This window comes from Alphaproteobacteria bacterium, assembly GCA_004295055.1.
Lineage (GTDB): Bacteria > Pseudomonadota > Alphaproteobacteria > SHNJ01 > SHNJ01 > SHNJ01.
Genome location: SHNJ01000032.1, coordinates 1 through 24,639, shown reverse-complemented (window position 1 = coordinate 24,639; position 24,639 = coordinate 1). Strand labels below are relative to the sequence as shown.

25 protein-coding genes are annotated in these 24,639 nt (G+C 45.8%); 10 read left to right on the top strand and 15 right to left on the bottom strand.

Annotation, left to right across the window (positions count from 1 at the left end; translation table 11 throughout):
* Positions 1-50: 50 nt before the first annotated feature.
* From EYC62_09045 to EYC62_09025, 5 genes are all read left to right on the top strand, one after another.
* Positions 51-284, top strand: a complete 234-nt coding sequence (locus tag EYC62_09045; GenBank protein TAH32504.1) for a hypothetical protein — start codon at positions 51-53, stop codon at positions 282-284.
* Positions 285-415: 131 nt separating this feature from the next.
* Positions 416-1,174 carry a hypothetical protein gene (locus EYC62_09040; GenBank protein ID TAH32503.1) on the top strand — a complete coding sequence of 253 codons (759 nt, stop codon included), beginning with the start codon at positions 416-418 and terminating at the stop codon, positions 1,172-1,174.
* Complete coding sequence (locus EYC62_09035; GenBank protein ID TAH32502.1) at positions 1,146-1,958, top strand: hypothetical protein; 813 nt, start codon at positions 1,146-1,148, stop codon at positions 1,956-1,958. The genes EYC62_09040 and EYC62_09035 overlap by 29 nt, the downstream gene beginning before the upstream one ends.
* A gap of 25 nt (positions 1,959-1,983) precedes the next feature.
* Positions 1,984-2,571 carry a hypothetical protein gene (locus tag EYC62_09030; GenBank protein TAH32501.1) on the top strand — a complete coding sequence of 196 codons (588 nt, stop codon included), beginning with the start codon at positions 1,984-1,986 and terminating at the stop codon, positions 2,569-2,571.
* 261 nt (positions 2,572-2,832) lie between these two features.
* Positions 2,833-4,296 (top strand): hypothetical protein, encoded by a 1,464-nt coding sequence (locus tag EYC62_09025; GenBank protein TAH32500.1) that lies wholly within the window; start codon positions 2,833-2,835, stop codon positions 4,294-4,296.
* On the opposite strand, the gene EYC62_09020 is transcribed toward EYC62_09025, so the two are convergent.
* Entirely contained in the window at positions 4,293-5,093 is an 801-nt protein-coding gene (locus tag EYC62_09020) for a hypothetical protein (GenBank protein TAH32499.1), read from the bottom strand. The genes EYC62_09025 and EYC62_09020 overlap by 4 nt on opposite strands.
* A 405-nt stretch (positions 5,094-5,498) precedes the next feature.
* On the opposite strand from EYC62_09020, the gene EYC62_09015 reads away from it, so the two are divergent.
* From EYC62_09015 to EYC62_08995, 5 genes are all read left to right on the top strand, one after another.
* Positions 5,499-10,073 carry an RHS repeat protein gene (locus tag EYC62_09015; protein TAH32498.1) on the top strand — a complete coding sequence of 1,525 codons (4,575 nt, stop codon included), beginning with the start codon at positions 5,499-5,501 and terminating at the stop codon, positions 10,071-10,073.
* 11 nt (positions 10,074-10,084) lie between these two features.
* Positions 10,085-10,309: a hypothetical protein gene (locus EYC62_09010; protein ID TAH32497.1), complete on the top strand. Its 225-nt coding sequence runs from the start codon at positions 10,085-10,087 to the stop codon at positions 10,307-10,309.
* 2 nt (positions 10,310-10,311) lie between these two features.
* Complete coding sequence (locus EYC62_09005) at positions 10,312-10,614, top strand: hypothetical protein (protein ID TAH32496.1); 303 nt, start codon at positions 10,312-10,314, stop codon at positions 10,612-10,614.
* A gap of 295 nt (positions 10,615-10,909) precedes the next feature.
* Positions 10,910-11,959, top strand: coding sequence for an RHS repeat-associated core domain-containing protein (locus EYC62_09000; protein TAH32495.1), 1,050 nt, complete (start codon positions 10,910-10,912; stop codon positions 11,957-11,959).
* Between the two features lie 11 nt (positions 11,960-11,970).
* Positions 11,971-12,279 carry a hypothetical protein gene (locus tag EYC62_08995; protein ID TAH32494.1) on the top strand — a complete coding sequence of 103 codons (309 nt, stop codon included), beginning with the start codon at positions 11,971-11,973 and terminating at the stop codon, positions 12,277-12,279.
* 68 nt (positions 12,280-12,347) lie between these two features.
* Here the strand turns inward: EYC62_08995 and EYC62_08990 are convergent, their stop codons facing one another.
* The 14 genes from EYC62_08990 to EYC62_08925 all read right to left on the bottom strand — a co-directional run.
* Positions 12,348-12,926 carry a hypothetical protein gene (locus EYC62_08990; protein TAH32493.1) on the bottom strand — a complete coding sequence of 193 codons (579 nt, stop codon included), beginning with the start codon at positions 12,924-12,926 and terminating at the stop codon, positions 12,348-12,350.
* A 33-nt stretch (positions 12,927-12,959) separates the two neighbouring features.
* A complete protein-coding gene (locus EYC62_08985; GenBank protein ID TAH32492.1) occupies positions 12,960-14,018 on the bottom strand; it encodes a mechanosensitive ion channel in 1,059 nt (352 codons plus the stop codon).
* 18 nt (positions 14,019-14,036) lie between these two features.
* Positions 14,037-15,236, bottom strand: coding sequence for a hypothetical protein (locus tag EYC62_08980; GenBank protein TAH32491.1), 1,200 nt, complete (start codon positions 15,234-15,236; stop codon positions 14,037-14,039).
* Positions 15,237-15,455: 219 nt separating this feature from the next.
* Positions 15,456-16,193, bottom strand: coding sequence for a Crp/Fnr family transcriptional regulator (locus tag EYC62_08975; protein ID TAH32490.1), 738 nt, complete (start codon positions 16,191-16,193; stop codon positions 15,456-15,458).
* A 140-nt stretch (positions 16,194-16,333) separates the two neighbouring features.
* Entirely contained in the window at positions 16,334-16,471 is a 138-nt protein-coding gene (gene ccoS, locus EYC62_08970; protein ID TAH32505.1) for a cbb3-type cytochrome oxidase assembly protein CcoS, read from the bottom strand.
* A complete protein-coding gene (gene cadA / locus EYC62_08965; GenBank protein TAH32489.1) occupies positions 16,471-18,633 on the bottom strand; it encodes a cadmium-translocating P-type ATPase in 2,163 nt (720 codons plus the stop codon). The genes ccoS and cadA overlap by 1 nt, the downstream gene beginning before the upstream one ends.
* Positions 18,634-19,137 (bottom strand): hypothetical protein, encoded by a 504-nt coding sequence (locus tag EYC62_08960; protein ID TAH32488.1) that lies wholly within the window; start codon positions 19,135-19,137, stop codon positions 18,634-18,636. It lies immediately after the preceding gene.
* Positions 19,103-20,536: a cytochrome c oxidase accessory protein CcoG gene (ccoG, locus tag EYC62_08955; protein ID TAH32487.1), complete on the bottom strand. Its 1,434-nt coding sequence runs from the start codon at positions 20,534-20,536 to the stop codon at positions 19,103-19,105. Before ccoG ends, EYC62_08960 begins: the two co-directional genes overlap by 35 nt.
* Positions 20,533-21,414 (bottom strand): cytochrome-c oxidase, cbb3-type subunit III, encoded by an 882-nt coding sequence (gene ccoP, locus EYC62_08950; protein ID TAH32486.1) that lies wholly within the window; start codon positions 21,412-21,414, stop codon positions 20,533-20,535. The genes ccoG and ccoP overlap by 4 nt, the downstream gene beginning before the upstream one ends.
* Positions 21,411-21,566: a cbb3-type cytochrome c oxidase subunit 3 gene (locus EYC62_08945; protein ID TAH32485.1), complete on the bottom strand. Its 156-nt coding sequence runs from the start codon at positions 21,564-21,566 to the stop codon at positions 21,411-21,413. Before EYC62_08945 ends, ccoP begins: the two co-directional genes overlap by 4 nt.
* Entirely contained in the window at positions 21,566-22,297 is a 732-nt protein-coding gene (ccoO, locus tag EYC62_08940) for a cytochrome-c oxidase, cbb3-type subunit II (GenBank protein ID TAH32484.1), read from the bottom strand. Before ccoO ends, EYC62_08945 begins: the two co-directional genes overlap by 1 nt.
* Positions 22,298-22,309: 12 nt before the next feature.
* Positions 22,310-23,740: a cytochrome-c oxidase, cbb3-type subunit I gene (gene ccoN, locus EYC62_08935; protein ID TAH32483.1), complete on the bottom strand. Its 1,431-nt coding sequence runs from the start codon at positions 23,738-23,740 to the stop codon at positions 22,310-22,312.
* Positions 23,737-24,459 carry a sulfite exporter TauE/SafE family protein gene (locus tag EYC62_08930; GenBank protein ID TAH32482.1) on the bottom strand — a complete coding sequence of 241 codons (723 nt, stop codon included), beginning with the start codon at positions 24,457-24,459 and terminating at the stop codon, positions 23,737-23,739. The genes ccoN and EYC62_08930 overlap by 4 nt, the downstream gene beginning before the upstream one ends.
* 6 nt (positions 24,460-24,465) lie before the next feature.
* Positions 24,466-24,639: OmpW family protein (locus EYC62_08925; GenBank protein ID TAH32481.1), on the bottom strand; the 174-nt coding region annotated here is incomplete at its 5' end.

Below are 24,639 nucleotides of genomic sequence, written 5' to 3'. Positions count from 1 at the left end.
CTCCCTATGACTTTCTTAGTCCAAACTTGATTCCATTACTGGATATGGAGTTGAAACTAGGAAATAAAATTCACTCGGCGGAAGCATGGACATGGTCTAAAGTGCCTTATGAGGTTTTTATGAAATTTCCTCTCCACGCCGAAGCGGCAAAAAAGCTTATAAACCATGAACAAGTTGAATACAGTTTTAATGAAGCCCGCCCATGGATGGGAGCGATGCAACAGTACATTTGCCTTAAAACAAACCACATGATTTCTAGCCCTTACATAACCGAAGAAAAATAAATACAAAAAATAATTTCGGCGTGATCCCACTACCCTCCCACCACGGCAATTTCTTCAGCGGCTGCGTGCATAACCATGGCTTCACCAGCCAGGAATTGAGCGGCAAAGATTTCAAAAAAGAAAAAGCCAGATTGGCTGCGGAATCCCAAGCAAGGCGCGGCGGCGGAAATGGGAACGGTGGAAACGGCGATGGGGGCAATGGTGGGAACGGCGGCGGAGATGGCCCTGACCCAGAAAAATTGATTCAACAGATAATTGAAAAAAAGCGGCAAGAGTTATTACAGTTAAAGGCCCAATCGGAACGCACGCAAAAAGAAGCCCAAGCGGCCCAGGATAAATCCCGCGAGCATCAGGAAACCGCCAGGCTCCGACTGATAGAGAAACACCTCGCCGCCTTGCAAGACGAGGTAAGAATCCGTGAAGCGTGGGAAAGAAGCGATGCGCTTAGAGCGATTGAACGCGCTGAACAACATCAACGTGACGCGAAATTTAATGTTGATGACTTTAAACTTATATTTATGCCAAAAGGAAGTATAATATTTGGCAGATCTGGCATAGATAAGGATAGAAACCCGACAGGCGAATTAGGCCATTCCCCTTTTTATACAAACATGGATACTCTTTTAAATAGCCACGGTAACGCGGATGTGTATTTTAAGGAATTGCAAGTACCTAGAAATGAAGATCTGGGATACAGAGATTATGTTCGCTCTTATGTTCTTGATCGGGATATGTTTATTCCAGCGGCAATATGCGAGAAAAATCCCGGGAAAAACAACGATCATCCTGGCGGAGGGCGACAATTCTATGTAGCAAAATATACAAGTGTTCTGAGAGAATTTGGAAATTTAATAGATTTACATGATCGGAAGAAACAACGCGGCAAATGACATGTCACAAATTGTTCGCTCTTTAGAAAGTCAAATGAATATAAACCGGCAAGAACAGCGGATAGTGTTTCCTGGCAACATTATTATCACCCCAGCCACAAAACGAAGCGAGTTCGAAAGAAACTACTCGCAATATATTTTTGATAAATCCAACCCGGGTATAGCTTATTATGATTATTGGATCCGACAGCCCGATCTAGGATTCGCAATGATTGTTTATTTTTATGATGAGTGGATAACGAATATCAGTTTCGGCGTTCTTTCTGCGAATATATTAGCAAGCACCCCAAAAGAAGCAGAAATTAAAAAGAAAGAAGTCCATAATTTATTACTGCAAAACCTATTAAATGATCCTGATTCTGAATCTATTTATTCCAAGATTTACGAGCTGGGATGGGTAAAAATTTATAACATTCAAGACGATCCCTATGGCAACGGGCCAAGCATAAAATTTCAATTTCGCCGAATAGAGGATCTATCGCCCCGTGAAGCCAACATTGCAAAGAATAACGGAAAAATACCCGACAGGTATAATTCGATTCTAAAGCAAATGGCACGATGGGAAATCGAACATGACAACCAAGTTCTTTCCGTTGTTTATGAAAATGGCACCATTGGAATACGGATGGAAAATCCGCTTAAAGACGATGAAGCGATACGGCAAATACTTAACAAACATGATGGGCATGATATCGTTCCCTATACCCCAGATCAACCTCGGATCGGATCTGGTTACATTTGCAAGACGACAGGAGATTTTATAGAATATGTAGAGAAACCATAAGTCAAAAGAATAAAGGAATATTTTAATGATCCCCCCACCCTCCCAACACGGCAATTTATTCGGCGCAAGGCCTGGACAAACGGCATGGTATATGACCGCTGAAACCTGCGCCGCCAATTACAACGACCGTGAAAAACTTTGGGGCAGCGTGCAACAAAATGTCCAACACATGATCGGCAAGCGGTATTTGCCCACCGTGCGTTCTTATGTCACCACGGGCGATTTATTCGCGCCGGTATCAATTGCTCAAGCCAATCCACAACATGGCCGAGGCGGCGGCCAAGTTATTTTTATTGAAAATTATTCCACTATGGTTGCGCCGGTTCCATGGCCGCAAAAATTAAACGCTATCGAACCGCCAACCGCCGGATTGCGGCAAATCATAGATTTTGAAATGGCGAATGGAAATAAACTCGATTTTGTCGATCATTTTTCAAACGGCAAGTTAATGGGCGTGTATTTAACAAAACCGCTAAATTTCGCTTCTATGTCCGGGCAATTGATGCTGCCAAAGACCGTGGAAATGTTCCAATATCCAGCAGATCGTTTTTTTGCCGCAGAGTCAGGATTTTTATGCACGGAAACGAAGCAATATGTAACGGCCGCTGTTTAGAAAAATTCTATTTAGTCAGAAATGTTTTTTCTTATTTCTACCAATAGCGAAGAACCAGTAAATTTTTGGTAATTAAGTAAAATTTATTAAAATTGAAAAAAGATTTTCCAGATCTATTGAGAAATGAGAAATTTTGTGATACAAACAATATAAGTTACAAATCACATCATTAACCAAACGGTCAAAAAAAACCACCTGCTAAGCCTCTGGCGAAGCGGGTTTTTTTGCGCATAAATTCAACTTTTATAAAGGAATATTACCATGTTTTTCAAACCACCTGGCGGCGGACTATTGGGGCTTGCCTCTTTATTTTCCGGGCAAGCCAACAATCTTAGCAACTTCAATGCGCTAACACAGCTAGCTTCCCAAAATAATAGATTTGTTGCCGGTGAATGGAATTGGCAACAACAAAAACCACCTGTCGTAGATCTTTTGACTGGATTGGCCAATATGTTTGGCACACCAAAAAATCACACTCAATTTACCATGGAACAGCCTTCCTTAGGATTGCCAACTACTACGCCACCCTACATAGCAGAACCACCGCAAGATAAAAGTGCATGGGACAATTGGATGGGCAATTGGGATTTACAACACTCCGGTTTAGACAACTTGCCGGAATATCCCTCGCCGAACGATCCATTTGCTCTCGGCAAGCAAACCGGGGATATGATTCGCAAAACCTGGCATGATGTGCATAAAGACTATGCCTATCAAACTATCCAAAATAATTTTCCGAACCTGCATATTTCCGCCCCACAACCGGGTCAATCATATCATGATTTTTTTAGCAACATGAAGCAGGAACTAGATTCCTTTAGCCCTTATAAACTCGCGGGGATGAAGCCTTTTGATCCCAATGCACAACCTATTCAAATGGCACCGGCAGCAATTCAACCGCAACAAAGTCAAAGCTCGTTTATGGAGGGAGATACCAACCTGCCGCAATATACAATCAACGATGATTTCTCGGCATCGACTCAGCCGCAGCAGCAGGGGAAATGGTTATACAATCTTAACAAGCCATCATACAGAGAAGGCATTACAATTACGCAGCAAGATCTAAATCGTCATTTGGAGGGAATGAACGAAAAACAAAAATATGCTTATGAATATTTATTCAGGCAAAATGAGGGGTTAACAAGCAACCCGTATTATCCTGGCGTCGGATCTAAGGGCCGCAGCGGCGCCACTGTTGCGGGAGGCGTCGACATAGGCCAGATGGACGAAAATGAAATTCGTAGATATGGAAAAATGGCCGACTTGCCGCAAGACAAGATAGATATAATGGTCGGCGCTGCAGGACAAAAAGGCCAAGATGCGCGACGAGCAATAGAAGAAACGTCTTTAAAAGATCTAAGGCTGACTCCCGATGAAGCTTACCGATTCACTATATCGAGTGGAACCAGATTTACCGCGCCCGTAGACAAGCTGGATAAAATCAATGGTTTCAGCAAGGACGAATACGATGCCGCTTTTCAATATGTTTACAATCAAGGACAAGGATCGACGAAAAGCGACTTTTACAAATCTCTGGAAAATGGAGATTTCAGCGGTGCCGCGCAAGCGGCAAGGGATAAAGCAGCCGAATTCACCGATCCGAGCGAAAAAGGTTTACGGAATAAATTCAACCGTATCGCCGATACATTCGAAAATCGGGCGGAATTAGAAAAAATATGGGAAGAAATGGCTATAGAAGATATGGAACAAGAAGATAGCGATTAATTGGGCAAAAAGCTGGGGCTGCATTTAGATTTTAGCTGCAGTCCCAGCTTTCTCAATTCTTCCCTGCCAAGACTCTGCTTATTTTGTCCTATAAACTCTTTCAGCTTATCTTCCAGACATAATTGTTCTGACGTGCCAACCGGCTCAAATATATTTTTTCTGTAATCGCCTTTAATCCAATTTTCGTCCAATGTGACTGACTGCAACCGCTCGCCTTCTTTCAGTTTATAAATATATTTTGCCGATGCCGCGCATAGCGTCGGGCGATTCTCAAGTTTATCATATAATGAGGAATTATAATCCGCGTCCAGCAAATATAAAAAATCGGCAAAACTGTATAAACGCGTATATTCCAGCACACCATTTTTTATAGCGGCATCGCCAAACCCCATATTGCATCGATCTCCTTGGCCCAAACTCTGAACAATTTGTAAAGTGCCTCCCTGTTCGTTGGGAGTATATTTAACAAAAATCAACCTATTCCAATTACGGCCAGTATAATGAGTCAGCTCCAACGCCGTCAGATCATCAATTCTACCAATAATATTATAATCTATATTTTCTCCATAATACTCTTCTTGCTTATCACTGCCGCTCATTCTCATTTTTATTTCAGAGCATTGCTTCACATCGATGACATCTTTTTTGACATCCATCCAATACTCATAAAAACATTCGGGCCTGATGACGATGTCGCCGACATAGAGCCTGTCTGACCCTAAAGTCACTTCTGCGGCGAAAACGGGATAAAAACTCATTGCCATAAAAAATGCATACGTAAACCAGACTTTGCGCATAAACAACCTCACCTTAATAATCAATTACAAGCATTAGCAGCTAGAGAGTATAATATAATGGCAGACACATTATCCTCCTTCAGCAGTAAAAATCCCTGCTCCATTATAAAAATTCTCTGTTATTTATCTAGGGAATTCGCTGGCTTATGGCTTCGCCCACCCACAATCGCGGCGACAGTCGACTTAAGTCGACTTATGAATTGTTGCTTATAATTTTCATAAAATTTCCTGGGTTTATAATTTCTTGCGCATCTTATGCACAGGCGACATAAATTATTCATAAAAAATATCTTGATTACGATTGTATGTGATTCATAATATGCAACCAAAAGGTGTGTTTTGAGCGCGCCGCTTATCCAGGATTGTCTATCTAATTATCAGCTACGCCATGTCAGGGAGTTTTTTATGAGAATCAAATTATACGCCATTGTTGTTGCGATGTTGCTGTTGATGGCAGGATCGGCGAATGCAGGGTGGTATACATATGGCGGCGGCCCAATAGAACCAGACCCTGTTTCTGCTGCGCAAACTGCTTGTGCCCATTTAAATTTTGCTTTGGACTTTAGCACATTCCAACCGAACCATTTAAATGGCCATGTTGTAAATTATATATTTTGCTGCCGGCATCCGTCTGATATTCCCTCTAGTGCTCCTTGTATTGCTGGCGCCTCTCCAGGCACTGTAGGGCCTGCAGGATGCACCACTAGCGAAAGAAATGAAGCAACCGTTATTTCTGGATGTGTTGCTGATAGTCAGCCTAAAAATAATGGCAAACAGTGTCCTACTGCTGGTAATCCAGTTACCATCGCCAATGGCAATAAATTTCAACAAGCGGAAGATTATTCGTCTGGCGGCGTGGATCGTTTAGAATTCATTCGCTATTTTAACAGCATTGGTCAATTTGATCCTCCTGCCGGAAGTCCAGATGCTGCCCCAAGAGAAAGTATTATGGGTGCCAATTGGCGCAGCAATTGGGACAGAAGTTTATATTATTACAGACCAGATTGGATTTGGCTGCGCCGCGCCGATGGATCGGAATTCGAATTTAAAAAAATAAATGGTATTTGGGATTCTCGTGATGGCGACGATATTGCCTTTCGTGTTGCCGATGGCGCGGGCAGCATCACCGTTACGGATTTGGATGACACGGTTGAAACATATGACGCCAATGGCATCACTGGCGGACGATTAACGCAAATCCGATATAAAAGCGGCTATACGCAAACCCTAAATTATGACTCTAACAATCATTTGCAAAATGTCACAGATTCCTTAGGCCGAGTTTTAAGTTTTACATATACAGAATATGTTTATCCAGAACCCCATCAAAATAATGATGTTACAAGTGTTTTTCTTTTAACATCTCTTACAACACCAGATAATAGAGTGTTTAATTATGGTTATATAAATTATGGATCGCTATGGGCCTTTCCAAAAAAACTGTCCGAAGTGAAGTATCCCGACAACACTCCCCTCGATCCGAATGACAATCCCAAAGTGCAATATGTGTACGAAGATCCGGATTTGCCAAGTTTTATCACCGGCATCATCGATGAAAAAAACAATCGTCTGACGACATGGACCTATGACGATCTTGGCCGCGTGATTCAATCCACCCATGCGGGCGGCGCGGAAAATACCACCATCGCCTATACCAATTCCAATACCCGTACTGTCACCAACGCGCTGGGCAAACAGACGATTTACCATTATTCCACGGTCGAGGGCGCGCCGAAGATTACCCAAGTTGAAGGCATTGCCAACGGCACGTGCGAGGCGGCGAATCAAAATTATACTTATGACGGCAATGGCTATCCACTCAGCAAAACCGATTGGAAAGGCAACGTCACTAAATACACTTATAACGCGCGCGGGTTGCAGGAAAGTAGAACGGAAGCCTTTGGCACCGCCCAAGCCCGTACCATCACAACTACCTGGCACGCCAATTTCCGTGTTCCAACGCAAATTGTCGAGCCTGGCAAGACCACCACGTTTACATACGATCCAACCACCGGCTGGATGCTGACCAAAACTGAAACCGATACCACCACGCACTCGGTCCCCTATGCCACCAATGGCCAGGCGCGCACATGGACGTATACGTACACCACCGCTGGCCTCGTCGATACCATCAACGGCTCGCGCACCGATGTGACGGATGTTACCGATTACGATTACGACACATCCGGCAATCTGACCCGCATCACCAACGCGGTGGGCCAGCAGATCAATATCACGTCGTATGATTTGAACGGCTTGCCGTTGACCATGGTGGATGCGAATAACGTTACCACCACTATGACGTATAATGACCGCCTATGGCTGAAAACCAGCACCACATCGGGCGCCACCACCACCTTCGATTACGAAGACACCGGCAATATCCGCAAAATCACCCTGCCCGATGGATCGTTCTTGCAATATGGGTATGACAATGCGCAACGCCTGACATCGATTGAAAATAATATCGGCGAGCGCGTGGAGTTCACATTGGATGCCATGGGTAACCGCACCGAAACGCGCATCAAAAACGCCGCCAGCGCCTTGGTGTATCAACACAACCAAGTGTTCGATGCGCTGGGCCGTCTATACCGCGATATTGGCGCGTTAAGCCAAACCGTGACCTTTGGATATGATAAAAACGATAACAACACATCGGTCCAAAATCCGCGCCTCTATAACACCACGCAGGCATACGATGCGCTGAACCGCTTGCAAACCCAAACCAATGCCCTGTCCGGCATTGTCAGCCGCACCTATAATGGCCAAGACATGGTCACCAACACCACAGACCAACGCAATATCGCCACCAACTACGTCTATAACGGATTTGGGGAGACGATTTATGAAACAACCCCGGATGCGGGCAATATAACGCTGTACCGCGATGCGGCGGGCAATATCACCCAACGCGTCGATGCGCGCGGCGTGGTTGCCAATTTTACCTATGACGCGTTGAACCGGATGTTGACGGAAACTTACCCCTCCAATACAGCCGAAAACCGCGCCTACACCTATGACAATACCACAACGAATGAATATGGCATTGGCCGGTTTTACCGCGTTACCGACGATTCCGGCAGCACCACGTATGTGTACGATGCGCATGGCAATATCGTCAAAAACACGCACATCATTCAATACACATCCTATATCACGCGGTACGAATATAATTCCGCCGACCGGTTGACCAAAATCATCTACCCATCCGGCCGCGTGGTGAATTATAACCGCGATGCCATGGGCCGCGTGACATCGGTAACGACCCAGGCCACCACCGTCAGCGCGACGGTCAATATCGCGACATCCATCACCTATACCCCATTTGGCGAGATTACCAGTTGGACCTATGGCAACGGCCTGGCCGCATATATTTATTACGACGGCGATTACCGGATCAGCAAGATTCGGATCAAAGATGGGTCGCCGGATATTTACCACACCGATTACCATTACGACGCCAACGGCAACATCGACGCCATCACCGACAACGTCACTGGCGCGCGCACGCAAGCCTTTACCTATGACGAGCTGGATCGTTTAATCCAGGCCTCCAGCGGTACGGGCGGCAACGGCGCTTATGGTGTAGAAACTTATGGTTACGATGCGGCGTCCAACCGCACCTCCAAGGTCACCGCCGCCGGAACTGAAACCTATAACTACGCTTCGACTTCTAACCGATTGAATTCTATCGTTAAAAACTCGGTTACGGTGCGCAGCTTTACCTTCGATGCCGCCGGGAATGTGACGGGCGATGATGCGACCGGCAGCTCGATGCACGCGCTCAGCTATAATAAGGTTGGGCGGTACTCGCAGCTCGATCGCGATCTCAATCCCAGCACCCTGTACAAATACAACGCCATTGGCGAGCGCGTCATCAAATACTACGCCCCGCAAGTGATCGAGGCCGATGCGCTGGCCGAGGCGTTTCCGATTATCGCTCCGTTTATCGAGGCTCTGCCCGCCGATATGCAGGAAACCATTATGGTGGAGTTTGGTGGCGAGGGTGAAACCACCTCCAACCTGGAATCCATGCCGATCCCATCCATCGCCGGGATGACGCATTATCATTATGATCTCGATCATAATTTGATCGCCGAATCCTTATCCAACGGCAAGGTGCAGCGGGAGTATATTTATCTCCCAGCCAACCTTGCCGCTATTGCAGATTCTATCGACATGACCGCAGCATCCGCCCTACCGCTCGGCCATCTCAACAACACCAACAATGGCAACAGCACGAATGAGTTGTTATATATTCTCAACGACCATCTACGCACGCCAACCAAGCTCACCAACTCCGCCAAGGCGGTATTGTGGGACCGATTCCAAACCCCGTTCGGCGAGAACGCATCCCTGACCGGCACCAAGGAAACCAACCTCCGCCTCCCCGGCCAATACTTCGACTTTGAATCGAATTATCATTACAACTTGATGAGAGACTACGACGCCAAAACTGGCAGATATTTACAGAGTGATCCGATTGGCTTGGCGGGGGGCATCAATAGATATGGGTATGTGGGTGGGAATCCTGCAAATAGGATTGATCCCTATGGTCTATTCATTCCAGTTCTTCCAATTATTGCGGAGGGCTTAATGTATGGTGGACCTTTAGGAGCTCTAGGCTTGTATGCATATAAAAATTGGAATAAATTATGCCCAACGGGATTCTTCAACGAAGAAGGCAATCCTGAACAACAAGCAAAAGAGAACGATCCTAACCCTCAGAAAGACAAACCTGCTATAGATGATCCATTAAATGACTATCCTGCCAATCCTGATGATTGGACTCCGCCAGAGGGCTGGACAGAAACACCTACCGGTGGACTAACTGAAGGCCGCCACAGAATATGGAAAGGCCCAAACGGAGAAATTAGACGATGGGATGCAGAAGGTAGCAAAGTTGGTAAAGCTAGAGATCCGCACTGGCATGACTCCAGCAGAAGAAAAGGCAAAGAACATATTCCACCCAATAGATAATGAGGAAAATTATGAAAGTGACATTAGAAAAATACAGAGAAAATAATTGGCATGATCTGCAGATATCATTCACAAAAAAGGATGCCGAGGAATTTATTAAGCACTTACAGGACTTATTAAGTGACTCGGATCCAAATTCACATTTTCATTATTCAAATACCTTCAAAGAAAAAGAAGGGATTGCAGATTTAGAGATTTGTATTTCGGAAGAAGAAGGAAATATGACTATAGGATAAATATGAAAAATATTTTAGTCATTGATGGAGCGGAAAATTGTGCATATGATATTTTTGCTGTCAGTGATAAACATTTTAAAATTCTATTTCCTGGAAAAAAACAGGATATAGAATTTATAGAAGATGTTCTCAAACGTGTTAGCAAGAAAGATCAAAAAGCAATTTTTGATCAAATATGGAAAAACCCTGTACCCAAAAAGAAAGCAAAAGGAATTCACGGTATCCTGTTCTATGAATTGAAAAAGAGAAAAGCCAAATTTTACCCTAATAAACGCGACAGTGATTTAGATGGAATAGGTAGATAGAGCCAGCAGACCCGATCATGCCTGTGAAATCCTCTTGTATGTCCAGCAAACAAGAAGCATCCAAAAGCCGTCTTAAAACGTTACGTAATGTTTGAATGGACTTTTTTTGCTGGTCGGGGTGAACTGCTAGGGTATTGGAGTTTGGACCCCCATTCCCTAGCAGACTTGGTACCAATTAGATAAGCCATTTTAATTCCCCCATGCAGAGGATAAAAATTTATCTAGGTGGCCATTCCCATTGCCATCACCACACTTGCGATTTTATTGGCTTCTTATCGAGGCTCTGCCCGCCGATATGCAAGAAACCATTATGGTGGAGTTTGGCGGCGAGGGTGAAACCACCTCCAACCTAGAATCCATGCCGATTCCATCCATCGCTGGGATGACGCATTATCATTATGATTTGGATCATAATCTGATCGCCGAATCCTTATCCAACGGCAAGGTACAGCGGGAATATATCTATCTCCCCGCCAATCTGGCCGCGATTGCAGATTCGATTGACATGACCGCAGCATCCGCCCTACCGCTCGGCCATCTCAACAACACCAATAACGGCAACAGCACGAACGAGTTGTTATATATCCTCAACGACCATCTACGCACGCCGACCAAGCTCACCAACTCCGCCAAGGCGGTATTGTGGGACCGATTCCAAACCCCGTTTGGTGAGAACGCATCCCTCACTGGCACAAAAGAAACCAACCTCCGCCTCCCCGGCCAGTACTTCGACTTCGAGTCGAACTATCACTACAACCTAATGCGCGACTATGATGCAAAAACCGGCAGATATCTTCAGTCTGATCCGATTGGGTTAGCTGGGGGGATCAATAGGTTTGGGTATGTTGATGGAAGTCCTATAAATTTTGTTGATCCGACCGGGGAGAATCCAATTCTTGCTTCAGCGCTTTTAGGCGCTGGTATCGGCGCAATACTGAGAGCAAGCATCAATAACTATCATGGTAATGGTCCCACATGTATGACTTTGGGTGAAGTTTTTACCGATGGATTACTTGGAGCCATCCCAGGCGGTGTCTTACTCAAATACCTATCACCAAACTATCTCAGAATATTAGGAACTGGTGCACAAGCAATCGGCAAAGTGGGCAGCAACCCTGCCATTCGAGAAATAGCTGGTGGTGCAGCTGATGCACAAAAACTATTTAATCAATTATCTAGAGGTGGCACTATTATCAAAGATTCAACGTACAAAGGAACCTTGGTAAAATTACCGGATGGTGGGATAGTTGGAATACGAAACTACGCAACACGAAGCCCGGGTACAAACGCAACGATTGACGTTAAAGTACCTGGTATTGATATTAGAAAAATTAAATTTAATTAAGGGAGTATATAATGGCTTCAAATCTAACTGATACGCTCTATACCGAATTGGAAGAAGATGACATCGGTTTATGGGTAATACCATGGCATTTGGAACGTGTAGGCATACCTAAATCAAATCAACTTCAAGAAACCAAAAAAATTGTTTATGAGCTTTTGAATAAAGGTGCAAGGTTTGGACAATTTATTGAAAACAACGGCAATAAAGAATTTGTAGTATGGAAACTTTCTACAACCGAAATTATAGACAAAATTGAAAGCGAATGGAAAAAAGCTAATAGAGCGCCTGAAATCGGCGAAATTGGATGGTTAAGTAAATAAGTAGCCTCTCGCGCGCTGTAAGAACGCGGGGGCTTTTTCTATTATATCAAATCGATATGATAATAAGCCTACTTCACCGGAATAAAGCTTTGCGATTGAATGTAATACAATATGCTTTCGAAATATTTGGTTTGCGCATCTATGCTCGCCGCTTTTTCAAAATCCCCGCAAAATGGCCGGCAGGTTTTACTGTAATCCGCAATTCCGGCAAATAAATTTTCATGCGGAATAAGAATCGCGTTTAAATCGTCCGTGAATTCATTTAAACGCGATTCCGGCGATTTGATATATTCTTCTTCCGGGGTTGTCAATTTTGGATCCAGGGAAAAATAGGCTTCGGCGGCCTTATCCACCAGCTTTAGCACGCAATCTGAATTTGCCGATGCCGCGGCAATTAAATCCGCGGCTTTGCCCGAAGTCCGTAAATATTTGGTTTTTTCATAACATTCACAAATCGACATGAATACGGGCTTGCGCTGCGCCAGACTGGCTTTACTCGCACCATTAAATTCCATAGCCGCTTTTTTATCGCATTGCCGCGCAATTTCTTCCGCAGCGGCATCCGCCGCGAAAGCATAATTCGCGCAACATATGGACAACAATAAAACCATGGCAACAGTCTTAGCCGCAATACAAAACTGATTCATCGTCACTCCTAAATAATAAATGAGACACCCCTATTAATTTTTCGATTCAACGCGAATTTCGGCCCGATTCTTGGGAAGCGCATTTGGGTAATTTGCCGTTATAAATTCGATCATTTTTTCGCGCACTTCACATCGTAAATCCCAACCTTCCGAAGAATTGCGAGCACTCATCAAAGCCCGTATCTCCATGGCTTCCGGTGTACAATCAACCACTTGCAATACCCCCACGCGTTTATCCCATAGCGGGGATAGCTGTAAAATTTTTATCAAATAATCGCGCAACGCCGGCACCGGCACCGTGTAATCCACAAAGAAATTAGCGGAGTTCAATATATCGGCGGATTTTCTGGTCCAGTTTTGAATTGGCTTTTCTATGAAATAACTGATCGGCACCACTAACCGCCGTTGATCCCAAATATTAACCACCACGTATGTTAATGTGATTTCCTCGATCCTGCCCCATTCCCCTTCAATAACCACCACATCGTCCAGCCGTATCGGTTGGGTAAGAGCGATCTGTATTCCAGCCAAAAAATTGCCCAATACGCGTTGGGCCGCAAAGCCCAGAATGATACCCGCTATACCGGCGGAGGTTAAAAGGCTAACCCCTACTTTGCTTAGACTGTCAGACATTAGAAAAACAATTGCCAGAGCAATGATAAAAATAATGGCGTTAATAATACGGCGCAGAATGAATATTTGCGTTTGGGCGCGCCTGGCGCGCAAATTGTCTCCGACAGAAATGTCGAATTGCATAGCCAGGATATTCGTGGTGGCGTGAACAGCCCGCGCCGCAAGCCATGCAAAAGCGAACACCATGATAATCTTTACGGTTCCGGCAAAAGGCGCTGTTTTTAAAGCTTCTGGCCGATAGAAATACGTCGCTATGAAATAGGCCCCCACCGGAAACAATAACAACAATGGGCCGCGTAAATGATCGACAGGGACTTTGTGAAACCAGGAGAACAGATCATGTTTTTTCAGACTGACCAGGATGCGGACAAATACCAATCCGCAGATTATCCCGCAAAATACTATTGCGGCGAGATACGCCGCAGCGAATAATATTTGTTCTAAAGACACTTGTTCCATGCTCGCTACCTGTCAATATTAATGCGAAATACGGATCTGATTGTCTACCTCGCCCGATTTTCTAAGACTATATTCCGTAGCCATCGGGCCCAATAATTCCAGCAAGGCAATAACCGCGAATATATACGGTATGTATGCGTTCATCAATTCTGGATATAGATTGTTTAACATTAAAGAAAGGCCCATGGCGAGCCCCGCCATCGGCGTCAACGATATGCCCAGCAACAATGTATGCTTTTTATCCAAATCCTTATCTGGCCGGACAATAAATAGGCCAAGAATTTTGGAAGCGCTTCGCAAACAAATAAATAACAGGGAGAACCCCAACAATTCATAAAGATTGCTAAAGTTAAGTTTTACACCCGCAATAACAAAAAGAATCATGATGGATAATTCGCTGATATCGCCGGGCTCATCCAATGGAGTAGCAGCATCCTTATGCGGTATAGGGGAATTAAAACAAAACAGCCCCATTGACAGCATGGTCAGCATATAAGAAAGATCCAACATTTTTGCCAAACCCAACCCAAGTCCGGTAAAGGCAAGCAGCAAAGACACCTGATTGTGTTTATTCATTGCCACAAAAAAACTGATGCGTTCCTTAAAACTTGCCAATACCCAGCCGATTCCCGCCGACCCCAAAAGCATTATTGGCGTATAAGTTATAATTTTATGCAAGGACTGTTCATTCTGCCAATGCACAAACGGCATAACCATCGCAAAGAACAAAAAGGAAAACATATTATTCAGGGCCACTAAATTCAGAATCCGCTTGCTAAAAACTCCTTTAACGCCATATTCTCTTACTGTTGCAAGAATCACCGCCGGTGAAGACGATATAGCGATAGCCCCGAATAAGAAAGAGAGCAGCAATGAAAATTTGCTGTAATAAAGCCCTACCGCCACAATACAAAAAGTAAACAGGCTTTCAATAAAACTGCTGAAGATCAGACGCGGGTTATGAGACAATTCGGAAATATTTAAATAGGCGCCGATTTGATATAAAATTAATCCTAACGCAATATCCAAAAATATCTGGGCATCTTTTATCGAGGCGTCATTCAGCAATCCCAGCGCCCCCGGCCCAATCAAAAAACCAAATAATATATATCCGATAATTCTGGGAATTCTTTTGGATTTCCGGGCAATATCCCCGCCGACAACGCCGGCCAGCAGTAACAAGCCAAACAGAAGAAAGCCGTTGATTTCAAAATTCATTTTGGCTCCTATTTTGGAAGATTGCCTAAAATTACAAATTGCCCACTCAACAAATATTTTTTGATACGCACCATCCTGCTGGCTGTGGAAACTACATAAACCATAAATCTGAAATATTAACAAGGACAGAAGTCCTTCCAGATTTATCTTTTATAAACAATTGTAAATAGCGTTTGAATCCCTGGCGGAAGTTAAATGTGCCGGATAGATTAGCGAGAATTATTTTTTGGCGAATTTGCGCTGGATTGACTGATGCGTCGGGCAATCATGCGTGACCGAACAATGGCCGCACACATAATCTTTCATTTTGGCAAAATCATCGAATACGACATTCATGCCGTCCACATTAATGCCATGATCCTTTAATTTTGCCAGCGCGCGCGAAAAAGTTTCGAGCTCCATGCCAAGGCGCGACGCGATTAAGGTTTTGCTGTACGGCAACTCGAATCCTTTTGGATTGAAATCGTGCAAAACGCAAAGACGCTGTAAAAAACAACCTATCAATTGTGGCGCCGACATAGTGGCCTGCTGCTCCGCTTCGATTTCGCTCAGTCTTGCGGTTTGCGCCACCGAAGAAAGCAAGTTCAAGGCAAATTTTCCGTTTTTCTTAGCCGTGTCTTTCAACCATTGCTTTGGGAATTGAAGCACGGAAACCGGTTCGATGGCCTGGGCGTTGGACTGATACAAGGGGAAGGATTCAAGGATTTCTATTTCGCCAATGGTGTTTCCGGCAATCAGAATGTCGGTTGTAATTTCATGCCCGTCTGGAATTTGCCGGAATAACTTAATTGTGCCGTAACAAATGATATAAAAATGGCCGGCGGGATCGCCATGGCGGAATAAATACTCCCGTGGCGAGATTTTTTTTACTTTTCCCTCGCCCAGGTATTCTTGTTTTTCTTCTTCCGTCAGCCCACCGAATAAAGGTATGGCCGGAACTCTATTTGCCCATAACATGTAGCCACCAAAGATAATATGCCAAGTATACGGGCAAGCCCTTTTGCATACAATCTTTTTCGCCAAAGCCTTGATCCAGGTCAAATCTTCTATCTTATTTTCAACAAGCCGCTTAATACGCGGATTATTCAATAAATAGGCTAATCGTCTTGCAATATCCGGGCGGCATCGCCCTCTAGATCATCGAATTGGCCATTTTTTAACGCCCAGAAAAAAGCGCCCAGGCCAACAAGCCCAGTGAAAAGTGCCAGTATGATTAAATACAAATGTTCCACAATCAATCCTTCATTCCCAGCCGCAATGCATTCAACACCACTATTATCGATGAAGACGACATCGCCAGCGTCGCAATCAAAGGCGTTACCTGCCCCATTAAAGCCAGCGGTATAGCAATAACATTGTATAAGAAAGATAAGGCAAAGTTTTGGCGCACCAATGCCGCCGATCTTTTTGCAATATAAATTGTTTGTTTTACAGGGTTTAGAAGATGCCCTTGAAATACTACATCAGCAACATTTTGGGTAATATCCATCGCGGTGGAAGGCGACATGGACACGCTGGCGCAAGCCAAGGACGCGGCATCATTCAATCCATCGCCGATCATTAAAACCTTGTGCTTCTGGGCGATCAAATCTTTGACGATTTTCGTCTTGTCTGGCGGTAAAAGGGCCGCCTGCCATTGTTCTATCCCCGCCTTCGCGGCGATTTCCTGTACAACCGCCTTCCGATCGCCCGACAGCAGACGAATATCAAATTTCTGCTTTAATTCAGCAATAATATTAGGGGCATCGGCGCGCAATAAATCCGCGAAAAGAAATTGCACTGGCCTTATTTCTTGGCCGCATAAAAATATTCCCATAGCGGTTTCATGGTGCGGTATTTCGGCCCCGCACCACTCTGCCTTGCCCAATCTAATACGGTCTCCTTGATAATCCGCTTCCAACCCGCTGCCCGGCACTTCCGCCACCTGCAAAGGTATCAAATCCCCTTTCCACGCCGATGCCAACGCGCGCGACAAAGGATGTTTACTGTGCGTCGCCATAGACGCCGCCAATTGTAGATCTTTTGCAGCAATTTTATCGGCATTGATCAATTTTGCCTGGCCTTCGGTCAAAGTGCCGGTTTTATCAAAAATTATAGTATCGATCACAGCCAGCCTTTCCAACGCATCGCCGGATTTCAACAATATGCCGCGCCGGAACAAATTCTGGCTGGCCATAACCTGCACCGCGGGAACAGCCAACGCCAACGCGCATGGGCATGTAATAATCAGCACCGTTGTCGCAATCAACAAAGATGGCTGCCAGGCAAGTCCGCCGCCCAGCCACCAACCCAGAAATGCCGCCGCCGCCAATAAATGCACTACGGGCGTGTAAAAACCCGCCACCCTGTCTGCCAAGCGCACATATTTCGCCTGTGCCTGTTCGGCATTTTCCATCAACCGGACAATATCGGATAAAAGGCTGTTTTCCGACGCCGCGGTGACTTCGATTTGAATGGGCTGGGATAAATTAATAGCCCCGGCAAATACCTGGCTGCCTGTCCCAATGGCTTGCGGCATGGTTTCACCGGTAATCAGGCTTGGATCGATTTCGCTTTGGCCGGATATCACTCTGCCATCGGCGATAATCCGTTCGCCCACCGCTATTTGCAATATCATGCCTGGCTTTAGATCTTGCGCCAGCATCAAAGACGATTTTCCGTCTTGCAAAACCGTTGCCGTCCCTTGCAACATTTGCAGCAAATCTTCCGCTGCCGCGCGGGCCTTGCCGCGCGCTTTTTTATCCAAATACCGCCCGACCAACAACAGGAATACCAACATAACCGCCGAATCGAAATAAATATAAGCGCCGTGATTGATGGTTTCCAGCAGGCTCATTGCGCATGCCAGCACAATCGCCAATGAAATCGGCACATCCATATTGGCCCGGCCGCGTTTTAATGCGCCGAATGCCGAATAATAAAATGGGCGTCCGGCGTAAATAACCGCCGGCAGTCCCACCAACGCCGAAAGCCAATGCAGCAAATCGCGTGTAGCCCCGCCCATATCGCCGCTGAACCACAAAGCAAAGGACAACAGCATGATATTGCCGGATGCAAATCCGGCCACCGCCATGCATTGCAGCAGAAATTTTTGTTCCTGCCTATCTTCACTCTCCAGCCGCACAAGATCGAAAGGCGAGAAACGGAACCCAAGATCCGCGATTTGATGCAACAGATCGTAAATACGGTCTTTTGCCCCCTGCCATTCTATGCTCAATCGGCGGGTAGAAAAATTTATCCTGGCTTTTACATTGTTGTTGCACGCCAAAGTATTTTCGATTTGCCAAGCGCAAGACGCGCAACGCATGCCTTCTATCATCAAATGCATTTTATGCGCATCGGGCTGCCCGGACACTATGTGCCGGCTATAGTCTGGCAAAGCATTGGTCGATGACATTTAAGAAACCACTATGGGCTTGATAAATTGCTTTTGCCGCCCATTCAGCATTACCGTGACATGAATGTTCCAGGCGCCTTGAGGCAATTGCCCTTCCGCAAGGTATGTTCCATTCCCGGCAGGTTTCAATTGCCAGTGCTGATCCATTCCGTCTTTGGTGGGCCGCATTAACCAAGCTTCGACCGTGGCGCCTTCCAGTATTTGATGGTTATCCTTTAATGTGACTTCCAGCACAGAAACGGCGGCGGACTGCCGCAATATAATATTCGCCTGCCATGGCAAAGCACTTGATTGATCGGAAGCAGCAATAATCCGGTCATAATCCAGTCCTTTTTGATAGGCGTTATTGGTAACCACCCCTGGATCGGTATGAATCGCAAGATAACTGAAAAATCCAAGCACACTGCAAGTAACAACAAAAAACAGCACAAAATACCAAGGAATCCAGCGGTCGGAAGGACGTGGGCCGTTATTGTCCGCGCACGAAGACGCTTTGGTATTCATCTTTCACTCCGCTTTGCACATCGGTGATGGTAAAAGTAACATTCTGCCTAAGTTCATCAGCGGAAGCAGCCGACATTTGCACACGATACTGACCGACCGAATCGGCAAAAACAGGCAAATGCTGCATATCCATATTTTCCGCGCCCATAATTTTCAGTTGGCTGTATGATAGCCCATTGACGGACAGGCTGTAAACACGGTCTTGGGGCGTTTTATTTAAGATTTTTAGGGTATAGGAATTGCGAATATCGCCATTACTTAACTGTACGAACAATGGATTGCGTTCATGCTGCACATGCAGTTCAAGCTCCGCCCGGGTAAGCAAAGCATACAACATGATGGCACCCACCGCCCCCATTACCGCACTGTAATAAAATGTACGCGGACGCAAAATGCGCAACGCATCCTTATGGACCAAGCTGCGCAATTTGGAATCCCTCCGGGCTTCCTGATTGCGCGATGTGTCATAACGAATTAAGCCTGGCGGTAAATGCAGCTTTTCCATAACACTGTTACAGGCATCCACGCAAAGGCCGCAAGCAATACACTCCATTTGCAGCCCGTCGCGAATATCGATGCCGGTTGGACAAACCTGAACGCACAAAGAACAATCGATACAATGACCGCGCCCATCCCACGATTCTCCTTGGCGGTGTTTTCCACGTGGTTCGCCCCGATCCGCGTCGTACCCAATAATCAAGGTATCCTTGTCAAACATCGCGGATTGAAACCGGGCATAAGGGCACATATACGTGCAAACTTGCTCGCGCGCGAATCCGGCCATCAGATAAGTGGAAGCGGTTAAGCCTAAAATCCACCCGCCCACGCTCCACGGCACATCCAAATGAATAATGTGATCCCATAAAGTTGGCGCGTCGTTAAAATAAAACACCCACGCACCGCCGGTACACAGTCCAATAGCAATCCAAACAATATGGGTTAAGCCTTTTTTCCAAACTTTTTCAAATCCCCAGGAAGAATTATCAAGCTTGATACGCTGATTCCGGTCGCCTTGAATCCAGCGTTCTGTCATTAGGAACAAATCCGTCCATACCGTTTGCGGACAGGCATAACCGCACCATATTCTGCCCAATAACGAGATAACGAAAAATAATCCGACAGCGCCCAGAATTAAAAGGCCAGTCAGAAAATAAACTTCCTGCGGCCATATTTCGATAAAAAAGAAATAAGCGCGCCGCGAGGCCATGTCGATCAATACCGCCTGATCCGGCGCATGCGGACCACGATCCCATCTTATCCAAGGCACCAAATAATAGATGCCCAGCAGCACAACCAACGCAATATATTTTAGGCGGCGGTATTTTCCTTTATTGACATGCTTAGGGTATACGCGTTCCTGCTTGGCAAAATAGACGATATCGGCTGTATCATCGCTCACTGTTCCCCGCCTCCTAATGAATGCACATATACCGCCAACGATTTAATGGCATTATCGTCCAGGCGATTTTCCCAAGTCGGCATGACGCCGGCATGAGCCACGGAAATACTTTCTACAATATTCTCCCGTTTGCCGCCAAACAGCCAGATATTATCATTCAATCGCGGGGCACCCGTTTCACGAGAACCTTCGCCGTTATTGCCATGGCAACTGGAGCATTGCTCGGTGAAAATTTTTCTGCCTTCTTCATAAGCAGGGGCGCGTTCCGCCTTGTCGCCTAAATGCAACTTTTCTACATACTCGGCCACGGCCGCAATCTGTTCTTGTTTCAACACGCCATCCTTGCCAAATGCAGGCATTTGCACACCTTGGGTATCGGGATGATTGCTGCGTATACCTACTTTGATCGTCTTATAAATATCGCCCAATTTTCCGCCAAACAACCAATCGTCATCGTTTAGATTCGGATAACCGCGTCGGCCTTGCCCACCGCTGTTATGGCATGCGGCGCAATTTTCCTTGAATGTCACGGCGCCACCCAAACGGGCAAATTCATAAAGCGCCGGATCTTTTGAGATATCTTCCAGTTTTGTGGTCTGAAGTTTCTGTAAATAGCCTTCTTGCCGCGCCAATATTTCCGCCTGCTTTTCTTTTAACTGCGTATATTGAGTCCAATTCCATTTTCCTTTAGTAGCGCCTGCAATAGTCGGCCAGGCTGGATAAACCACCCAATATCCTATCGACCAAATAATCGTAATAATAAACACCCACAACCACCACCGAGGCGCGGGATTATTTAATTCCTTAATGCCATCCCATTCATGCCCGGTAGTTTCAATGCCAGAAATCGGATCGCGTTCTTTATTATTATCGGTCATCTTCCGTTCTCCTCTAATGGGATTTTACCGTGCTGTTCCATCTTCTTTTTATTCTCCGGACGAAATGCCCAAATTGCGATCAAAACGAACAACGCAAAAAAGAAAATCAGCATCCATGTTCCAATGGCGGGATTAGCAAAAATAGTCTGCATTATTTCACCGCCTTAATTGCAAAATCTGGATCGTAAGTTTTGAAATCCACATCTGTTCCCAATTTCTGCAAATAAGCCACCAGCGCATCCATTTCCGAAATAAACGATTTATCGCCGTCGAAATTCCTGGCGCTCACTTTACCGTAACGCGATTCCAATCCGGATGTATCCGCGCCGTCGCTTGCCTGAGCGACAGCGTCCTTGTTGGCTTGTTCTATCATTTCATCCGTATAAGGCACCCCAACGGCGCGCAAGGCGCGCAAATGTTTCTGAATATCGTTCAGGTTGGCGCCATTTTTCATCAGAAAACTATAACTTGGCATGATCGATTCCGGCACCATATCGCGCGGATTGATCATGTGCGCCACATGCCATTCGTCCGAATACTTGCCGCCGACGCGGGACAAATCTGGCCCGGTTCTTTTCGATCCCCACAAGAATGGATGGTCATACATGCTTTCTGCCGCCAAGGAATAATGGCCGTAACGCACAACTTCGTCGCGCAATGGACGAACTTGCTGACTATGACAAACATTACATCCCTCACGGATGTAAATATTCTGTCCGACCAATTCCAGCGGAGTGTACGGCCGCACGCCTTTTACCGGCTCGATAGTGGTTTCCATGCGGAACAATGGAACAACCTCAACAATGCCGCCTATCGCGACCACAACCACGATCAGGATCAGCATAAGAATCGAGTTTCTTTCAATTTTATGATGCGATTTCATTGCCGTTCCTCCCTATGCTGTCACTGGCTTGATATCGAGCTGCTCGCTCTTAATCGTTTTATAGATATTGTAAACCATTATCAGAGCCGCAAACAGGAACAGCAATCCACCCAACGCGCGAATGATGTAATAAGGATGCATCGCTTCGACGGTTTCGACAAAAGAATATTGCAGGAACCCCATGCTGTCGTACGATCTCCACATCAATCCCTGCATGATACCCGCAATCCACATCGCTGTAATGTACAGAACAATGCCTAAGGTACTGAGCCACAAATGCATGCGGATCAAAGGAACGGAATACATATCCTTTTTATTGTATAAAACAGGAATCAAATAATAAATCGCGCCGAAACTGATAAACGCGACCCAACCCAGCGCACCCGCATGAACATGCCCAATTGTCCAATCGGTATAATGCGACAATGCATTCACTTCTTTAATGGACAGCAATGGCCCTTCAAAAGTGCTCATGCCGTAAAAAGCCAGTGCAATAATCATAAATTGCAATACCGGATCTTCACGCAATTTGTGCCACGCACCGGACAGCGTCATGACACCATTGATCATCCCGCCCCAAGACGGCATCCAAAGCATAATCGAAAAAGTCATGCCCAAGGTCTGTGCCCAATCCGGCAGCGCGGTATAATGCAGATGGTGCGGACCCGCCCAAATGTAAATGAAAATTAACGACCAAAAATGTACGATCGACAAACGGTAAGAATAAACGGGACGACCGGCGCGTTTAGGCACGAAATAATACATAATGCCCAAGAACCCTGCTGTCAGGAAAAATCCCACGGCATTATGGCCATACCACCATTGAATCATCGCGCTTTGCACGCCAGCAGGAACGGAGTAGCTTTTTGTATCGGTCAATGAAACCGGCAAGCTTAGATTGTTGCCCAAATGCAGGATCGCTACGGTAACGATAAACGCCAGGTAAAACCAATTTGCGACATATATATGCGGCTCTTTGCGATTTTTCAGGGTCATCATATAAACCGCCAGATAGGCAACCCACACAACCGTCAACCACAAATCGACATACCATTCAGGTTCGGCATATTCCTTGCCTTGCGTGATTCCCAAAACATAGCCGGAAGCTGCGAGAACGATAAATAACTGGTATCCCCAAAAAGTGAAGAAAGCCAGGCCATCGCCCCATAATCTTGTCCGGCAAGTATGCTGAACGATAAAGTATGATGTCGCAAACAATACGTTGCCTCCAAACGCGAAAATAACCGCCGACGTATGAACAGGACGCAACCGGCCGAATGTCAGATATGGTTCGATATTCAACCAGGGGAAAGACATTTGCAGCGCGATAAATACGCCAGCCGCAAGACCCACAACGCACCAGAATATAGATGCCAATGTAAAAAGCCTTACAATATCGTGGTTATAATTCGGCGACGAAGATGATACTGCGAATCCATTCATGAAATTAATCCCCCAGCCATAATAAAAAGAGTGAAAGCATTCAATAAAGCGAGAATAAAAGAAATCCTGTTAATCCAATTGGGACGCAATTGTAGAATTTTTCTGCCCCCAAAAGCAACCATAAGGAGCGCCGGAACTGTCCCCAGCCCAAAGGCAATCATTGCCGCCAGCGCCAATAAGGGATTTGCCGTGGTCGTAGCCGCCAGCAGCGCCGCATATAACAAGCCGCAAGGCAAAAATCCCAGCAATAAGCCAAGGACATAACCGCGCCATAGCAATGGCAGGCGCAAGAACCGGTCTAAATGGCGTGTGATCCAGCGTGGCGTCGCGCAAGCTTTGAAAAATCCCGTTTTTGCAAGCACGGACGCCAAAAACAATATTCCGGCCAGAACCAACATAATAGCGGCCGTTAATCGAAAGGATTCAAAGCTTGAAAAAAAAGTCATTAACCATGCCCCTAACGCGCCCAAACCGGCATAGGTTGTGATACGTCCTGCATGATATGGCAACAAGGCGTAACGCAGCAAATCGCGGCTTGAAATTTTTCCGTTGCGATTGGGCAATTCGGAAACTTGAGCCAGAACGAATGGACCGCACATTCCCAGACAGTGCGTTATGCTACCCGCAATCCCCGCAAGAAAGAGCGCGGGAATAATCCCGCGCTCTAAATACATTGCAGGTGGGCATTGCGCAATCAAACCAAAAGGCGACCAGTCCATAGCGATTTAGAATCTGAATCCTGCCCCGAATCCAATCACCCAAGGATCGATATCCACGTCGGCACGAATAGCGCCGCCATTGATTTTAACGTCGGTATTAATCCAGATTTTCTTTACGTCAAAATTTAAGAACCATCCGTTTTTCAAATCGTAATCGACACCGGCCTGTATCGCTGGGCC

Bases quoted from the DNA above. Each gene is read 5' to 3' on its own strand.
- EYC62_08990 (TAH32493.1), bottom strand. From the start codon at position 12,926: ATGAATCAGTTTTGTATTGCGGCTAAGACTGTTGCCATGGTTTTATTG.
- EYC62_08995 (TAH32494.1), top strand. From the start codon at position 11,971: ATGGCTTCAAATCTAACTGATACGCTCTATACCGAATTGGAAGAAGAT.
- EYC62_08930 (TAH32482.1), bottom strand. From the start codon at position 24,459: ATGGACTGGTCGCCTTTTGGTTTGATTGCGCAATGCCCACCTGCAATG.
- EYC62_08975 (TAH32490.1), bottom strand. From the start codon at position 16,193: ATGTTATGGGCAAATAGAGTTCCGGCCATACCTTTATTCGGTGGGCTG.
- EYC62_09015 (TAH32498.1), top strand. From the start codon at position 5,499: ATGAGAATCAAATTATACGCCATTGTTGTTGCGATGTTGCTGTTGATG.
- EYC62_09035 (TAH32502.1), top strand. From the start codon at position 1,146: ATGATCGGAAGAAACAACGCGGCAAATGACATGTCACAAATTGTTCGC.
- EYC62_08945 (TAH32485.1), bottom strand. From the start codon at position 21,566: ATGCAGACTATTTTTGCTAATCCCGCCATTGGAACATGGATGCTGATT.
- ccoP (TAH32486.1), bottom strand. From the start codon at position 21,414: ATGACCGATAATAATAAAGAACGCGATCCGATTTCTGGCATTGAAACT.
- ccoN (TAH32483.1), bottom strand. From the start codon at position 23,740: ATGAATGGATTCGCAGTATCATCTTCGTCGCCGAATTATAACCACGAT.
- cadA (TAH32489.1), bottom strand. From the start codon at position 18,633: ATGTCATCGACCAATGCTTTGCCAGACTATAGCCGGCACATAGTGTCC.
- EYC62_09025 (TAH32500.1), top strand. From the start codon at position 2,833: ATGTTTTTCAAACCACCTGGCGGCGGACTATTGGGGCTTGCCTCTTTA.
- EYC62_08980 (TAH32491.1), bottom strand. From the start codon at position 15,236: ATGAATTTTGAAATCAACGGCTTTCTTCTGTTTGGCTTGTTACTGCTG.
- EYC62_08985 (TAH32492.1), bottom strand. From the start codon at position 14,018: ATGGAACAAGTGTCTTTAGAACAAATATTATTCGCTGCGGCGTATCTC.
- ccoO (TAH32484.1), bottom strand. From the start codon at position 22,297: ATGAAATCGCATCATAAAATTGAAAGAAACTCGATTCTTATGCTGATC.
- EYC62_09010 (TAH32497.1), top strand. From the start codon at position 10,085: ATGAAAGTGACATTAGAAAAATACAGAGAAAATAATTGGCATGATCTG.
- EYC62_09020 (TAH32499.1), bottom strand. From the start codon at position 5,093: ATGCGCAAAGTCTGGTTTACGTATGCATTTTTTATGGCAATGAGTTTT.
- EYC62_09005 (TAH32496.1), top strand. From the start codon at position 10,312: ATGAAAAATATTTTAGTCATTGATGGAGCGGAAAATTGTGCATATGAT.
- EYC62_09030 (TAH32501.1), top strand. From the start codon at position 1,984: ATGATCCCCCCACCCTCCCAACACGGCAATTTATTCGGCGCAAGGCCT.
- EYC62_09000 (TAH32495.1), top strand. From the start codon at position 10,910: ATGCAAGAAACCATTATGGTGGAGTTTGGCGGCGAGGGTGAAACCACC.
- EYC62_08960 (TAH32488.1), bottom strand. From the start codon at position 19,137: ATGAATACCAAAGCGTCTTCGTGCGCGGACAATAACGGCCCACGTCCT.